13 protein-coding genes are annotated in these 14,911 nt (G+C 74.2%); 8 read left to right on the forward strand and 5 right to left on the reverse strand.

Features of this window, described 5'->3' with window-relative positions:
• Positions 1-3: 3 nt before the first annotated feature.
• Positions 4-411 carry an SAV_915 family protein gene (locus tag ACFC0G_RS36320; protein ID WP_376412300.1) on the reverse strand — a complete coding sequence of 136 codons (408 nt, stop codon included), beginning with the start codon at positions 409-411 and terminating at the stop codon, positions 4-6.
• A 326-nt stretch (positions 412-737) separates the two neighbouring features.
• Here ACFC0G_RS36320 and ACFC0G_RS36325 point away from each other — a divergent pair, with 326 nt between their 5' ends.
• The 4 genes from ACFC0G_RS36325 (at position 738) to ACFC0G_RS36340 (ending at position 5,127) form a co-directional block, all read left to right on the forward strand.
• Positions 738-2,693, forward strand: coding sequence for an amino acid transporter (locus tag ACFC0G_RS36325; protein ID WP_376412303.1), 1,956 nt, complete (start codon positions 738-740; stop codon positions 2,691-2,693).
• Between the two features lie 150 nt (positions 2,694-2,843).
• Positions 2,844-3,479, forward strand: coding sequence for an ATP-binding cassette domain-containing protein (locus ACFC0G_RS36330; RefSeq protein WP_376412305.1), 636 nt, complete (start codon positions 2,844-2,846; stop codon positions 3,477-3,479).
• Entirely contained in the window at positions 3,476-4,372 is an 897-nt protein-coding gene (locus ACFC0G_RS36335; RefSeq protein ID WP_376412308.1) for a metal ABC transporter permease, read from the forward strand. The genes ACFC0G_RS36330 and ACFC0G_RS36335 overlap by 4 nt, the downstream gene beginning before the upstream one ends.
• Positions 4,303-5,127, forward strand: coding sequence for a metal ABC transporter solute-binding protein, Zn/Mn family (locus ACFC0G_RS36340; RefSeq protein WP_376412311.1), 825 nt, complete (start codon positions 4,303-4,305; stop codon positions 5,125-5,127). Before ACFC0G_RS36335 ends, ACFC0G_RS36340 begins: the two co-directional genes overlap by 70 nt.
• Before the next feature lie 69 nt (positions 5,128-5,196).
• Here ACFC0G_RS36340 and ACFC0G_RS36345 read toward each other — a convergent pair whose 3' ends face one another.
• Positions 5,197-6,978: a class I adenylate-forming enzyme family protein gene (locus ACFC0G_RS36345; RefSeq protein WP_376412314.1), complete on the reverse strand. Its 1,782-nt coding sequence runs from the start codon at positions 6,976-6,978 to the stop codon at positions 5,197-5,199.
• Positions 6,975-8,867, reverse strand: coding sequence for a CoA transferase (locus tag ACFC0G_RS36350; RefSeq protein ID WP_376412317.1), 1,893 nt, complete (start codon positions 8,865-8,867; stop codon positions 6,975-6,977). The genes ACFC0G_RS36345 and ACFC0G_RS36350 overlap by 4 nt, the downstream gene beginning before the upstream one ends.
• Before the next feature lie 133 nt (positions 8,868-9,000).
• On the opposite strand from ACFC0G_RS36350, the gene ACFC0G_RS36355 reads away from it, so the two are divergent.
• Positions 9,001-10,173: an acyl-CoA dehydrogenase family protein gene (locus ACFC0G_RS36355; RefSeq protein ID WP_376412320.1), complete on the forward strand. Its 1,173-nt coding sequence runs from the start codon at positions 9,001-9,003 to the stop codon at positions 10,171-10,173.
• 52 nt (positions 10,174-10,225) lie between these two features.
• Here ACFC0G_RS36355 and ACFC0G_RS36360 read toward each other — a convergent pair whose 3' ends face one another.
• Both ACFC0G_RS36360 and ACFC0G_RS36365 read right to left on the reverse strand, forming a co-directional pair.
• Positions 10,226-11,305 carry a sugar ABC transporter permease gene (locus ACFC0G_RS36360; RefSeq protein ID WP_376412323.1) on the reverse strand — a complete coding sequence of 360 codons (1,080 nt, stop codon included), beginning with the start codon at positions 11,303-11,305 and terminating at the stop codon, positions 10,226-10,228.
• Positions 11,302-12,507, reverse strand: a complete 1,206-nt coding sequence (locus ACFC0G_RS36365) for an MFS transporter (RefSeq protein WP_376412338.1) — start codon at positions 12,505-12,507, stop codon at positions 11,302-11,304. Before ACFC0G_RS36365 ends, ACFC0G_RS36360 begins: the two co-directional genes overlap by 4 nt.
• A 225-nt stretch (positions 12,508-12,732) precedes the next feature.
• Between ACFC0G_RS36365 and ACFC0G_RS36370 the strand changes: the two genes are divergently transcribed.
• The 3 genes from ACFC0G_RS36370 to ACFC0G_RS36380 all read left to right on the forward strand — a co-directional run bounded on the left by ACFC0G_RS36370 (position 12,733) and on the right by ACFC0G_RS36380 (position 14,810).
• Positions 12,733-13,461, forward strand: coding sequence for a hypothetical protein (locus ACFC0G_RS36370; RefSeq protein WP_376412325.1), 729 nt, complete (start codon positions 12,733-12,735; stop codon positions 13,459-13,461).
• A 137-nt stretch (positions 13,462-13,598) separates the two neighbouring features.
• Entirely contained in the window at positions 13,599-14,348 is a 750-nt protein-coding gene (locus ACFC0G_RS36375) for a sigma-70 family RNA polymerase sigma factor (RefSeq protein WP_376412328.1), read from the forward strand.
• Positions 14,349-14,354: 6 nt separating this feature from the next.
• A complete protein-coding gene (locus tag ACFC0G_RS36380; RefSeq protein WP_376412331.1) occupies positions 14,355-14,810 on the forward strand; it encodes a tellurite resistance TerB family protein in 456 nt (151 codons plus the stop codon).
• The last annotated feature ends 101 nt before the right edge of the window (positions 14,811-14,911 follow it).

A 14,911-nucleotide genomic window follows, 5' to 3' on the forward strand; every position in this document is an offset into this window, starting at 1 on the left:
CCTTCAGCTCGCGAGCGCGGTCAGCGGCCGCGGCTCGGCCACGGCGGTGAGGGCGGGCGTCAACGGGGCGGGCGGCGGGGAGGCGGGCTTCGGCGCGGCAGCCCGTGCCGCGACGGCCGGTGCCGGGGCCGTGAAGGCCGGGTCGATCCTCAGCTCGCTTACCCCCAGCGGCTCCACGAGCGCGCGCAGCGCCGGCTCGGCGAGCGGGATCCACGGCTGAGCGGCCCCGAGGACCGCCCTCAGCCGCGCCGGATCCGTGAACGCGACGGCGGTCCTGCCGCCGCCGACCGGCGTCCGGAAGAGCCGGGTCGCCCATCCGCCGGCGCTCGGCCGGACCGGCACGCAGAGGCGTCCGGCGGCCGGGGGCCGTTTGAAGGGTTCGGCGTCGTCTCCGAAGCGGGCGTCTGCCATCGGTTCCTCCCGAGGAACGAAACGCGACCCCCGGCACGGTCGCGCCGGGGTGCTCTTCGACGCTATGCCCGGTGATCACCGTTCCCGGGTCCTCCCTGACGCGGCCCTGACGGAACGGGGCGCGACGCATACGCCTCGCATACGCAGTACGGAACACGTACGACGGCTTGCGTCGGCTGCCAGGAGCAGAGCCGCGCGAGGGCATCTTGACGCTTTCCTGACGCGCCCGCCCGGCCCCGCCGTACACGCCCTGCTTACGCTGGCTCGGCCGTCCGTGCGATGGCCGAAAGTCCCCCCTCATCGAGCAGCACCCCAGGAGCACCCCCATGTCCACCACGAACGACACGCGCACCGGACGATTGCGCGCGTGGATGCTGGAGGGCCTCTCCGACATGGGGAAGGGCAAGCCCTCCCGACCCGTGGAGGCGGCGCCGGACAGCGGGCACGCAGGGCAGCGCTGGTGGCGGGTGATGTGTCTGACCGGTGTCGACTACTTCTCGACCCTCGGATATCAGCCAGGCATCGCCGCCCTCGCGGCCGGTCTCCTCTCCCCCGTCGCCACCATCGTGCTGGTGATCGTCACCCTGGCCGGCGCACTGCCCGTCTACCGCCGGGTCGCCGAGGAGAGCCCGCGCGGCGAGGGCTCGATCGCGATGCTGTCGCGGCTGCTGTCCTTCTGGAAGGGGAAGCTGTTCGTCCTCACCCTGCTGGGCTTCGCCGCGACCGACTTCCTCATCACCATCACGCTCTCCGCCGCGGACGCCTCCACCCACCTGGTGGAGAACCCGCACCTCGAAGAGGCGCTGCACAGCAAGCAGCTGATCATCACCCTCGTCCTGATCGCCCTGCTCGGCGCGGTCTTCCTCAAGGGCTTCCTTGAGGCGATCGGCGTCGCCGTCGCACTCGTCGGGATCTATCTCGCGCTCAACGCCGTGGTCGTCGTCACCGGCCTGTGGAAGGTGATCACCGAGGGGCACGTGGTGACGGACTGGAGCGCCGCGCTGACCGCCGAGCACGGCAACGTCTTCGCGATGATCGGCGTCGCCCTGCTCGTCTTCCCCAAGCTCGCGCTCGGCCTGTCCGGCTTCGAGACCGGTGTCGCGGTGATGCCGCACGTCCAGGGCGACCCGGGTGACACCGAGGCCCAACCCGCCGGCCGCATCCGGGACACCAAGAAGCTCCTGACGACGGCCGCGCTGATCATGAGCGTCTTCCTGATCTGTACGAGCTTCATCACCACCGTCCTCATCCCCCACGAGGAGTTCGAGTCCGGCGGCGACGCCAACGGCCGCGCCCTCGCCTACCTCGCCCACGAGTACCTCGGCAACACCTTCGGCACCATCTACGACGTCTCGACCATCGCCATCCTCTGGTTCGCCGGCGCCTCGGCCATGGCCGGCCTGCTCAACCTGATGCCGCGCTACCTGCCCAAGTACGGCATGGCCCCGCACTGGGCGCGCGCCGTGCGCCCCATGGTCATCGTCTTCACCCTGGTCGCGTTCCTGGTGACGTGGATCTTCGACGCGGACGTCGACGCCCAGGGCGGCGCGTACGCCACCGGTGTCCTCGTCCTGATCTGCTCGGCCGCCATCGCCGTGACCATCGCCTCGCGCAAGGCCGGCCAACGCGGCTGGACCATCGGCTTCGGCGTCATCTCCGTCGTGTTCCTCTACACGACCGTCGTGAACGTCATCGAGCGCCCCGACGGCGTGAAGATCGGTGCCTGCTTCATCGCCGGCATCATCCTCATCTCCCTCCTCTCCCGCCTCGGCCGCGCCTTCGAGCTGCGCGTCACGCACGTCGAGCTGGACGAGCTGGCCGAGCGCTTCATCCAGGACATCTCACGCCGCACACCGCGCTTCATCGCCAACGAGCCCGACCGCAGGGACATCGCCGAGTACCGCGAGAAGATCGAGCAGATCCGCGCCGACAACGACATCCCGACCTCCGAGGACTTCGTCTTCGTCGAGGTCACGGTCACCGACCCGTCCGAGTTCGAGGCCGGTCTGACCGTACGGGGCGAGGTCCTGCACGGGCGCTACCGCGTCCTCACCATCGAGTCCTCCTCCATCCCCAACGGCCTCGCCGCCCTCCTCCTCCACGCCCGCGACACCACCGGCACCCGCCCGCACATCTACTTCGAGTGGACCGAGGGCAACCCGTTCGCCAACTTCCTCCGCTTCTTCCTCCTCGGCCAGGGCGAGGTCGCCCCCGTCACCCGCGAGGTCCTCCGGGAGGCGGAGCCGGACCGGGACCGCCGCCCGCGCGTCCACGTCGGCTGACGCCTCTCCCGCCTTTCCCGCCTCTCCCGCGTCTCCCGCGTCTCCCGCCTTTCCCGCCTTTCCCGCCGCCGGCGGGAACCCGGCGCCCCTCGCGCCCGACTTCCTCACCGCACCGCACCCCGCGCGTGCCGCGGCGGCGAAGGGCAGAGGATGGGCGGACTGGACATACGCATGCGCGGAGTCGCCTGCCGGCACGGTCGCACCGAGGCGGTCGCGGGTGTCGACCTGGAGATCGCCGCCGGTGAGCGCGTCGCGCTGACCGGGACGAACGGATCCGGGAAGACGACGCTGCTGCGCGCTGTCCTCGGACTGCACCTGCGGACGAGCGGCACGATCGAGGTCGGCGGCCGCGAGGCGCGCTCGGTCGCCGAGTGGGCGTGGCGGCGCCGGTCCTGTGCGTGGATCCCGCAGAAGCCGGCCGCCGGCCGGTTCCCGCTGCGCGGGGACGAGCTCCTCGCGAGCAGCGGGGCGGCGGCCGAGGCGACGGAAGCCGCGGAGCTGCTCGGCGTCGGCGCGCTGACCGGCCGGCCCGTGGACACGCTGTCCGGCGGCCAGCTGCAACGCATGTACCTGGCGCGGGCCCTCGGCTGTGTGGCGGCCGGTTCGCAGGTGCTGCTGGCCGACGAACCGACCGCCGCCCTCGACTTCGACGGTCAGGAGGAGGCCGCCGGAGTGCTGACCGCGCTGCCCGTCACGCTCGTCGTCGTCACCCACGACCGGGCGCTCGCCGAGCGGTGCGACCGGGTCCTGGAGATGGCCGCCGGCCGGCTGCGGGAGGTGCGGTGAACGCGCTCGCGACCGCCGACCTCGGAGCCGTACTCCAGCTCGTGCCCGTCCAGCGGGCGGGGCTCGCCCTCCTCCTCGCGGCCGTCGCCCTGCCGGTCGTCGGCGTCGTCATCGTGGGACTCGACATCATGCCGGTGCGGTTCGCGATGATGCACGTGGCGCTCCTCGGCATCGCGGTCGGCCTCCTGACCGGGCTCGATCCGATGCTGTGCGCCCTCGTGGCCTGTGCCCTGTCGGGGGCCGGGGTCGCTCCGCTGGCGCGGACGCCGGGCGGTCTCTCGGGAGCGATGGGCCTGCTGATGAGCCTGGCCATCGCCGCGGCGCTGCTCCTCCTCGCCGTCTCCGGCGTCAACGCCTCCGGGGCGTTCGCCCTGCTGTGGGGGTCGATCCTCTCGGTCGGCACCCCCGACCTCGTCGTCCTGGGCGTCCTCGCCGTCGTCGTGCCGTCCCTGTTCTGGTGGCGGCGCCGCGAGGTGGCGCTGCTGCTGTACGACCGGGAGCTCGCCCACTGCTCCGGCGTACCGGTCCGCTTCCTCACCACCGCGCTCCTCGTCCTCGTCGCGGTGGCGGTCGCCGGGGCGATCAAACTGACCGGCGCGCTCCTCGTCGACGCCCTGACCCTGCTGCCCGCGCTGGCCGCGCGCCGCCTGGGCCGCTCGCTGTGGTCGATCACCGTGTGGGCGGTCGGCATCGGCGTCGTGGTCAATCTGACGGGCTTCCTGCTGGCCCTGTGGCTGGACTGGCCCCCGGGCCCGGTCCTCGTCCTCACGGCGGGGGCGGTCGTCCTCGCCGCGCACCTCCTCCCCGAACGGAGAAACCGCTCATGGCGCGCACCCGCGTCCGCACCACCCGTACCGCCCGTACCACCCGTCTCGTCGTTCTCGTCGCACTGAGCGCGGCGCTTCCCCTCGTCACCGGATGCGGGGGCGACGCCTCCTCCGATTCCGGCGGCAAGGGGGCCGGCCGCAAGCCGGTGGTGGTCGCGACGACCACGTGGGAGGGCGCCTTCGCCAAGGCCGCCGGGGCGGAGGACGTCACCGTGATCGTGCCGCAGTCGGTGCACCACGCACCGGACTACGACCCGAAGCCCTCGGACCTGGCGGCCGTCGCGAAGGCCGACTTCGTGCTGTACGCGCCGTTCGAGCCGTACGCGGCGAAGATCAAGGAGGCGGCGGGCTCGAAGGCGAAGCTCGTCGAGGTGAACCTCGACAACGACCCGGCCAAGGCCGGTGCCGAAGTCGCCCGCCTGGGCGGCCTGTTCGGCACGAAGGACACGGCCTCCCAGTGGAAGACCCGCCTCGACGGCGAGGTCGCGAAGCTGAACGGCGAGCTCAAGGCCGCCTGGCCGGACGGGAAGAGCCCGGCGGTCGTCAGCCAGGTCTTCACCGCCTGGGCCGCGGGCCTGGCCGGGGCCACGACGGTGGGGACGTACGGCCCCGAGCCCGTCACCCCCGCCCAACTGGCCACCCTCTCGGCGAAGAAGCCCGCCCTCGTCCTCGACAACGCGCACATGTCGACGGGCACGGTCCTGCCGGACTCGGGCGCGAAGCAGGTCGGGATCGTGAACTACCCGGGCGAGGACCTGGACTTGCTGGCGGTGTACCGCAACGCGGCGGCCGAGCTGAAGAAGGCCATGGGCGGAGCCTGACCGGGACGGCGGGGGGGGGAGGGTCCCGGGGAGGGTCCCGTACGCGGGCCCTCCCCCTTCCTCACACCGTCACGCCCGTACGAGGACGGTGGCCCGTTCCTTCGCGACCCGGTCCCGCAGGGCCGCGCGGTCCGGCTTCCCCGCGGCGGTGAGCGGGAGTTCGGGCAGGACGAGCAGGTGCTCGGGGTGCTTGTGCCGGTCGAGGCCGCGCCCGGTCAGATACGCGCCAAGTTCGCCCAGACCCGGCACCCGCGCGCCCCTGGCCACCAGACAGACGGCGAGCCGCTCCCCCATCAGCGGGTCGGGCACGCCCACGCACACCACGTCCCTGACCTGCGGATGGGCGACGAGTTCGCGCTCGACCTCGGCGGGGCTGATGTTGGCGCCGCCGCGGATCACCACGTCCTTGAGGCGGCCGACGACATGGAGGACGCCGTCGTCGTCGAGGAGGCCGAGGTCGCCGGTGCGGACCCAGCCGTCGGGCGTGCGGTAGCGGGCGTCGAGGTCCGGGGAGGCCACGTAACAGAGGGGGGTCATGGGGCCGCGGGAGACGATCTCGCCGATCCGCCCGTCGGGCAGCGGCTCGTGGGTGTCGGGGTCGGCGATGCGGATCTCCGCCACCCGGGGGTCCGGCCGGCCCGCGACGACGCCGGAGCGGGCGGTGGGCGGCACCGAATGACCGAGCCCGGTATGGCAGTTGACGCCGTCGGCCGACCCGTACAGGTTCACGACGGGACAGCCGAAGGCCTCGGCCGCCGCCCTGGCGGTGACCTCGTCGAGAGGGGCGCCGCCCACGACGAGCGCGGTGGGTGCGGGCAGCGGGCCCGCCGGACCGCCCTCCCGGGCCTCCGTCGACTCCATGGCCTCCAGCATCATCCGGAACATGGTGGGGACGCCGAGGACATGGGTGGGGGCGTGGTCACGGACGGCGGCCAGGGCCGCCTCGGGGGTGAAGCGGTCCAGCAGGACGAGGGTGCCGCCGTGCCGGGCGAGGGTGACGGCCGTGCCGTTCGACCCGAAGGCCGAGGCCAGGGGGACCAGGAAGAGGGCGCGCGGCGGAGTGCCGTCGGGCATGAGGGAGGCGAGGAAGTTGCCGCGGCCGCCGGCGAGGGCGTTGTGGGAGTACGCGACCATCTTCGGCTCCGCCTCCGAACCGGAGGAGACGAGGATGCGCGCCGCGCTGTCGGGATCGGGACGGGCCGGGACGAAACCGGTGGGGTCGGTACGCAGGAGGGCCGCGAGCGGAATCGTTCCGTCGGGCGCGACGGCGACGGCCGGGCCGGGGGCGGCGCCCCTGCCGGGGCCTGCGGTGCTGTCGGGGCCTGCGGGACTGTCGGGGTGTGCGGCCTTGCCGGGGTCTGCGGCTCTGCCGGGGCCTGCGGCGATCACGTGTCGGACGGTCGGCAGGGTCGGGGCGAGGGCGGCGAGATCGGCCGCGGGTGTCGCGTCCCGGTGGACCGTGGCCGCGATGACCGCCACGGCCTCGGCCCGGCGCAGGAGGCACGCGGCCTCCGCGGCGCCGCGACCGACGGGGAAGGGCAGGGCCACCGCGCCGAGCGCGGCGAGGGCGAGGTCGGCGACGACGGCGTTGCGGTGGTCGGGGAGTTGGACGGCGACGACGTCCCCGGCTCCGATGCCGAGCCCGCGCAGTCCCTCGGCCAGACAGCGGACCTTGCGGTCGAGCGCGGTGTAGCAGAGCGCGCCCTTGGCGTCGACGAGAGCCGTACGGTGCGGGTCGGCGATCAGGCGGGCCCGGAACAGGCTGTAGAGGTCGAGGTCGGGACATGAGCCGTCCACCGCCCAGGAGCGGCGGAGCGCGGCGGGCAGCAGGTCGTGCAGGGCGACGGTCACGCGAAGCTCCAGGGGTCGGGAACGGCAGGTGCACCGTGCGCGTCCCGGCCGATCGGGCCGGAGAGGCGCGGGTCGTGGGGGAGGTCGGTCAGGTCGGTGGTGACACCGGTGGCCGTCAGTCCGTGGGAACGCAGCTGGTCGAGGGCGTCCTCCGTGCACATCCCCCGCACGTCGTACGCCGCGGCGGCCGCCGCCGCGGCGTCGCTGGGGGCGATCCAGCCGTCGGCGGTCGGCAGCGGGCGCCGGAAGCCGGCGGGCCGCCGGGCGCCGGATCCGCCGGCGGCCCGGTCCAGGACGGGGGCGAGGAGGGTGTCGGCGGCGCCGAGCAGGGACGACTCCACCCGTACGCCCTGGCCGGTGCGTTCGCGCAGGAGCAGGCCGGCGAGCACGGCCTCGGTGCCGTGCAGACCGCCCAGGACGTCGAGGAGGGTCATGAGGGAGGGTGCGGGCGGTTCGTCCGCCGGGTGGACGGCCTCCCCTACTGCCGTTCGGGCCTGCACCATGAAGTCGGTGCCCATGGGGGCGTCGGCGAGCCGGCCGACCCAGCCGCCGGTGTAGGCGTACACGAGGGAGGGGTTCACGTCGGCGAGGTGCTCGGCGTCGAGCCGGAGCTCGGCGGCCTTGCCGGGGGCCCAGTTGTGCAGGAACACATCGGCTTCGGCGGCGAGTTCGCGCAGTCGGCGCCGACCGTCGGAGGCCTTGATGTCGATCTCGACGGCTTCCTTGCCCCGGTTGAGCGCGAGCCAGCGGGCGGAGATCCCGCCGCAGGCGGGCGGCATCCCGCGCAGCGGATCGCCGCCCGGCGGCTCGATCCGGATCACCCGGGCTCCGAGGAGCCCCAACAGGTGGGCGGCGAGCGGTGCTTGGATGCGGCGACCCGCTTCGAGGACGGTCAGCCCGGCCAGCGGGCGATCCGGCGCGGGGGCCGTGGGGCCCGTGGGGGCGAGAGTTCTCGCGGCACCCCTCCCCGGCCCCAGCGCCTCCAGGATCCACGGGTCGGCGGCGTCGGTCTCCTCGGCCCGCTCGGCGAGCGTGCGGACGCGGCAGACCTCCGCCCCGGAGGACCCGGCCGCGCGCCGGATCCCCTCCCACGTATGGAGCCGGGTCACGTCGTGCAGTACGGCCGGGAAGGGCGCGCAGGCGGTGGCGTATCGGAACTGGAAGGGGCGCCAGCCCGCCCGTATCGCGTCGGCGGGAGCTTCCAGGGTGCGCCAGAACGTCGCCCATGCGCCCGGGTCGAGCGTCTCCAGTTCGAAGAGGATGCCGTCGGCGGAAGTGAACGGCGGTCCGCCCGGGGCCGGTTCGGCGGACTCCGGCTCGTCGGCCCCGGCGGCGGCCAGGTACTGGGAGACGGCGAGCAGGCCGGTACGGTCGGCCGCCGTGGTCACGTGTGCCACCGGGGTCCGGTCCGCCGGGCCGGACGCGGCGCGGCGGGCGGCGGAGCCCCGCGCCTGGCCGATGAGGGCGGCGAGCAGCCCCTGGACCGTGAGTACGCCCGTGGCGGTCGCCAGATAGTCCACGCCGAGGCCGCGCGGGCTCCCGTGGCGGCGGCCGTGCACGGCCATGACGCCGGTGGCGGCCTGGGCGGTGGCCTCGTCCTCGATGCCGGAGCCGAGCCCGCCCCAGGCGGTGCGCGCCGTGACGGGCTGGAATCCGCCGCCGCCGAGGGCGATCTCCCCGGCACTCCCGGCGTCCCCGGCACTCCCAGCACTCCCAACACTCCCGGCGCTCCCGGCGCCCCCGTCACCCGCCCGCGCCCCGAGCCGCCGCAGATGGTCGGCCACGACCCGGGTGAGGGCCGGAGGCCCCTCGATGTCGAAGCACAACGCGTCGAGCGGGCTGCGGACCGACGTGTGCGTGGTCGAGGTCGTGATCGATGGGGACGCCATGCCTCACCTCTCTCCTGTCACGGGTGACACGGTTGTCACGGTCGCGGGAACCAGTGGGCCGATGTGCCCGACCACTTCCACGGACAGACAGTCGGACGCGTGTTCTGTCGAGTTCCCGAGACGGAGGAAAACGGTGACGGATCATGACGTACCGGATGTCGAGCTTCTGCGGGAACGGGTGACCGCGTTCGTCCGCGACCGGGTGTTCCCGTGCGAGTCCGGGCTCGACGCCGGCGGGCCGGCCGCCGGGGACCTGCGGCGGCGCCTGCGGGCGGAGGCTCACGAGGCCGGCCTGTGGGCACTGCCGCTCCCGGCCGAACTGGGCGGCGGCGGAGTGCCGTTGCTCGACTACGCGTCCCTCGCCGAGGCCGAGGGAGCGAGCGACCACAGCCCCGCCGCCCTGGGGTCCGCGCCCCTCCTCGACGTGACGATGCTGTCCCGGCACGGGTCCGCGCGCGTGCGCTCGGACCACCTTCCCGGCCTGGTCTCCGGCGACCTCCGCACCTGTTACGCGATGACGGAGCCGGACACGCCGGGCACCGAACCGGCGCTCACCGCGACGCGGGCGGAGCGGCGGGCGGGTGGTGGCTGGCGCGTCACGGGGCGCAAGTGGTTCGTGTCGCAGGCGGGGGACGCCGACCTCGTCACCGTCCTCGCCCGCACGGCCGGATCGGCCGGGGACCGCGACGGCCTGTCCCTGTTCCTCGTGCCCACCGGCTCCCCCGGCTTCCGGGTCGTGCGCGAGCTGCCCGTGCTCGGCGCGACCGGGCAGTACGAGATCGCCTTCGACCACGTCGACGTCGACGAGGACCAGCTCGTCGGTGAGGCCGGCCGCGCGCTCGCCGTCGCGGGTGAGCGCCTCCAGCTGGGGCGTACCCTGCGGGCGTTGCGCTGGGTCGGCCAGGCCCAGCGGGCCTTCGACCTGCTGTGCGGGCGGGCCCTCGCGCGACAGGGCGTCCAGGGGCGGCTCGCGGACCGGCAGCTCGTCCAGCAGCACGTCTTCGAGGCGCTGTTGGCCCTGCGGACCACGCGGCCGCTCGTGTACGAGGCGATGGCCCTGGTCGCGGAGGGGCGGGACGCGCACGTGGAGGTGGGGCTCGCGAAGACGGCGGCGGCCCGTACCCTCCAGGACGTCGCCGACCGTGCCGTGCAGGTCTTCGGGGCCGCCGGACTCGGTCCGGACACCCCGCTTCCCGCCTTGTTCCGCACGGGCCGGACGGCCCGGATCCTCGACGGTCCGGACGAGCAGCACATCACGTCCGTGGCCCGCCGCGTCCTGCGCGGCAGGCAGGACACGGCCGTCTGAAGCGGCGGCCGGGCACGGCTGCTGCCGCACGCGGCGACGGAGAACCGACGCGTCACACCCGCGTGAGGTCGGCACGGCCGAGGAGGGCGGCCAGGCCGAGGGCCAGGAAGAAGTCGCCCCACACGAGTTCGTGCCGGACGGCCGTACCCCTGGCGGCGTCGTAGCAGCCGTCGAGGAGCATGCCGGCCGGCCGGGGCCCGTCCGGCCCGGTGAGATGGGCGGACGCCAGCCGGTGCAGGACCGACCGTGCGCGGTCCGCGCAAGCGGACGCCCACGCGGCCCGGGGAACGCCGGAGAGCTTCAGCAGGGCGACGGCCGTGATGGCGACCGCGGAGGTGTCCACAGGGCCTTCGGGGTGGCCGGTGTCGGCCGGCGGGACGAGCGGGCCGGTGAGCAACGCGCAGCGGTCGAGGAGCAGTTCGACGGTCTCCGTCAGCCTCTCCGGCACGCCGGTCTGCGCGAAGGCGTCCGCGACGGCCAGGAGGAGCCACGCCTCGCCCCGGGTCCAGCCGGGCGCCGGATCGGGCTCGGCGGCCCAGAGCGATCCGGCCTCGTCCCAGCGCCAGGACGGGACGGGCCGCCGGGTGCCGTCGCGGGGCAGGCACAGGTCGAGGTGGCGGCGCAGGTGGGACTCGCCTGCCGCCCGGCCCTCGGGCCCGGCACACGCCAGCAGGGGGACGAGCCCGGGAACGCCGTCCGCGCGCGCCCGAAGCCGGGGGCCGCCGAGCGCCGCGCCCCACGGGACCAGGCCGAGCACCGGGTCCAAGGCGCCGAGGGCGGCCCGCGCCGCGCGCTCGCGCAGGGCGTCGGCCGCCGCATCCGCTTCGGCCAGGGCGGTGCCGTACCAGAGGATGAGCCCCCGGGCCGCGGTGTCGGCCTCGGCCCAGGGGGCGAGCGCGGCGGTGGCGGTGGCCGCCGCCGAACGGTGCGCGGGGAGGCCGGTGTGCCGGGCGCGCAGCCAGAGGAGCCCGGCCCAGAAGCCCCCGGTCCACGACCCCCGCCCGGTCGTCGTCCAGCGGCCGTCGGCAGGGTCCGCGTACAGCGGGAAGCGGCCGCCCACCTGCTCGGCGGTCTCGTCGACGCGCCGGAGCAGAAGGCGGAGGGCGTTCTCGGCCCAGACCTCGCCGGTCATGCCGGGACGCCCGTTCTCGTACGCCGGTCCCGCAGCGCCCAGGCGAGGGCGACGGCCCCGGCGACGGCGAACTCCGCCGCGACCAGGAGCCACCCCTGCCCGTACCGGCCGCGCTCCGCGAGCAGTCCGTACAGCGGCGGCCCGACGGCGAACCCGGCGAAGAAGCCGGCGGCGACCAGCGCCGAGTCCTGCCCGGCGCGGCCGGACGCGGAACGCTGCATCACCAGGACCATCGAGACCGCGTTGCCGGACACGGCGAAGACGCCCACCGCGACGGCCGCGACCCAGACGAGGAGTTCGGCCCGGACGGCCAGGGCGAGGAGCAGGGCGGCGACGACGGCCCCGCCGGCGAGCAGGGCCGGGAACCACGGGGCCCGGCCCGGCGTGGCGGCCCGGGACCAGCAGACGCGGCCGGCGATCCCGGCGACACCGAGGACGGCGACCAGCGCGCCCGCCACGGTGGGGCCGAGGCCGAGCTGCCGGGCGCCGAACAGCGCGAGGTAGGTGTTGACGGAGGCGATGCCCGCGCCGAGGAAGAGCGAGAAGGCGGCGAGCCAGGGCACGTGACGACCGGGAGGCGGGGCCGGTGTACGAGAAGTGGGCATCGCCGACGGCTGCGCACGCGACCGGGACTTCCCCATCGGCATCTGCTGCGCACGCGACCGGGGCTTCCTCACCGGCATCGGCGGCGCGTCGGCCGGGAGCGTGCGCCATGCCCACACTCCCGCGAGGAGCGCCGCCCCCGCGGCCACCGCCACCGCGCCCCGCCAGCCGACGAGGCCCGCCGCCGCGGCGAGCGGGAGCCCGGCGGCGAAGGCGCCCCACTGGACGCCGGCCTGCTTGGCGCCGGTCACCGCGCCCCGCTTCGGAGCCGGGACAGTGGCGAGGACGGCCTTGTTGGTCGCCGGGTTGGCGAGCGCCTGGGGCAGGCCGCCGAGCGCGACGGCCGCGAGGAGCAGGGCGGGCCCGTCGGCCGCACCGATGAGACCGAGTGCGGCGGCCGATACGGCGAGCAGTGCCACGAGCGCGCGCCGGGGGCCGACCCGGTCCACGATCCGGCCGCCGAGGGGCGAGAGGACGGCGGCCGTGCCGAACCCCACCGTGGTGGTGAGGCCGAGGACCGTCTCCGAGACGCCGAGGTCGTCGACGAGACGCGGGCCGAGCGCTCCGATGAGGAAGAGCTGCATCATCGAGAAGGCCATGGCGGTCGTCAGCAGCGCCGTCCTCACGTGCCGTACCCCTCTCCCCCGCGACAACTCGACATCCCGACGTCCCGACGTCCCGACGTCCAAGGAGTCGTGGCGACGGTGGCAGAAGTTCCCGAGGCACTCTTGTGGGGCGCGCCACAGTCCCGTAGTCCTGAGCCGACAGCAGACAGCGGATACCGGCCCGCACACCGCCGGAGGGGGTGCGAGGATGGGCGCGCCATGACACCAGGCCGATGTTCCCGAGGAGCGCGGGCCGCGATCTTCGCGGCCGTCTGTGTGCTGCTCGCGGCCATCGGACACATCGTCATGTCGGGTCAGGGCGTGCCGGGTTGGACGCTGGCCCTCGCCTTCACGGGAATCACGGCGGTCAGCTTCCTCCTGGCGGGCCGCGAGCGCGGGCTGTTCGCCGTGACGGCGGCGACGGTGGCCGTCCAGAGCGTGCTGCACACGGTGTTCTCCTGGTCCCAACCGGCAGCTGCCGCCCGCCCGTCGACGGAACACGCCGACGCGGCCATGTCCCACGCGGGCATGGCGCAAGCCGGCATGACGCAAGCCGGCATGTCTCACGCGGACATGGCTCACGCCGCCATGTCCCACGCCGCCATGTCCCACGCGGGCATGGATCACGGCGTCACCGAACTGCCCGCCGTCCACGACATGACAGACATGCCGTCGTCCCTCGGCATGCTGTCGGCGCACCTGTTGGCCGCGCTCCTGAGCGGACTGTGGATGGCGTACGGGGAGCGGGCCGTCTTCCGTCTGCTGCGGTCCCTGCCGATGGGCCTCTCCCGGCCCCTGCGCCTGCTGTTCACCACCCTCGTCCCGGCACCCCGTCACCTCCCTCGCCTCCGGCCCTGCCGCGCGGGTGACGAGCGCGCTCCCCGACGGCTCCTGCTCACCCATTCCGTCGTCTCCCGAGGTCCTCCACAGGCACTCGCTGTCCTCTGACAGCCGGCTCCCCGGGCACGACGGACACGCGTCCGCCGCCCGGGCATCGGTCATGCCGTTCCGGCGGGCCGTACCAGTCACCGGTGCCGCCGTCCGCGCGCCGCCGGATTCCCCTTGCCTCGTAAGGACTTGTGGCGATGACCCTTGCCCACGACACCCTCCTTCACGGACCTACGGCCCCGCCCCGCCCCGCGCGGGCGCCGGACGCCGACGCGGCGACGACCCGGCTCGCCCTGGCGGCCCGGGACGGCGACCCGGCCATGGCCGACCTGTTCGTCCGCGCGCTGCAACGCGACGTCCGGCGGTACGTGACGTACCTCGGCGCCGACCGTCAGGCCGCCGACGACCTCACCCAGGAGGTCTTCCTCCGCGCGCTCGCCGCGCTGCCCCGCTTCGAAGGGCGCTCCTCGGCCCGTACGTGGCTGCTGTCCATAGCGCGGCGGACCGTGGTCGACAGCCTGCGGTACGCCGCCGCCCGTCCCCGTCTGTCCGACCGCGACGACTGGCAGACGGAGGCCGAACACACCCAGCCCCGGGGCCTCCCCGGCTTCGAGGACGGCATCGCCCTCGCGGAACTCCTGGCGGCGCTTCCCGCCGAGCGGAGGGACGCGTTCGTCCTCACCCAACTCCTGGGCCTTCCCTACGCCGAGGCGGCCGAGGCCATCGGCTGTCCGGTGGGCACGGTCCGCTCCCGCGTGGCCCGCGCCCGTGCCTCCCTGATCGCCCTGCTCCGAGGCGAGGACGACGACACCCCGCCGACACCCCTGCCCGGCACCGTCCCGGCCCCCGGACTACGGCCCGTCACATCGGCCGCGGCGGCCGGGAACCTTCCCCCGCACGGTCACGTTCTACAGACGCGTAGAAGTAATCGACGACGTCTGGAGTGACCGAACATGGCCCTGTGGGACCGCATCAAGGAATCCGCATCGGGGATGCAGACCCAGCTGGTGGCGAAGAAGAACGACCTGAAGAGCGGCGCCTTCCGGGACGCGAGCATGGCGATGTGCGCGCTGGTGGCCGCCGCCGACGGGACGATCGACCCGGCGGAGCGCCGCCGGGTCGCGCAGCTCATCTCGTCCAACGAGGTGCTGCAGAACTTCGACGCGACCGACCTCCAGCGCCGCTTCGACGAGAACCTGGACAAGCTGACAGCCGACTTCGACTTCGGCAGGGTCAGCGTGCTCCAGGAGATCGCCAAGGCGAAGAAGAAGCCCGCCGAGGCCCGTGCCGTCGTCCAGATAGGCATCGTCATCGGCGGCGCCGACGGCGACTTCGACAAGACCGAGCAGGGCGTCGTCCGCGAGGCCTGCTTCACGCTCGGCCTGCCGCCGCACGAGTTCGACCTCTAGACACCCCTAGGCGGTGTCTTCAAAATGATCATCGCTGGTGGATCATGGTGTCGTGATACGTCGTCATGAGCTGTCCGATGCTGAGTGGGAGTTCGTTCGGC

Origin of the sequence: Streptomyces sp. NPDC056169, from assembly GCF_042268445.1 — a bacterium.
GTDB lineage: Bacteria > Actinomycetota > Actinomycetes > Streptomycetales > Streptomycetaceae > Streptomyces.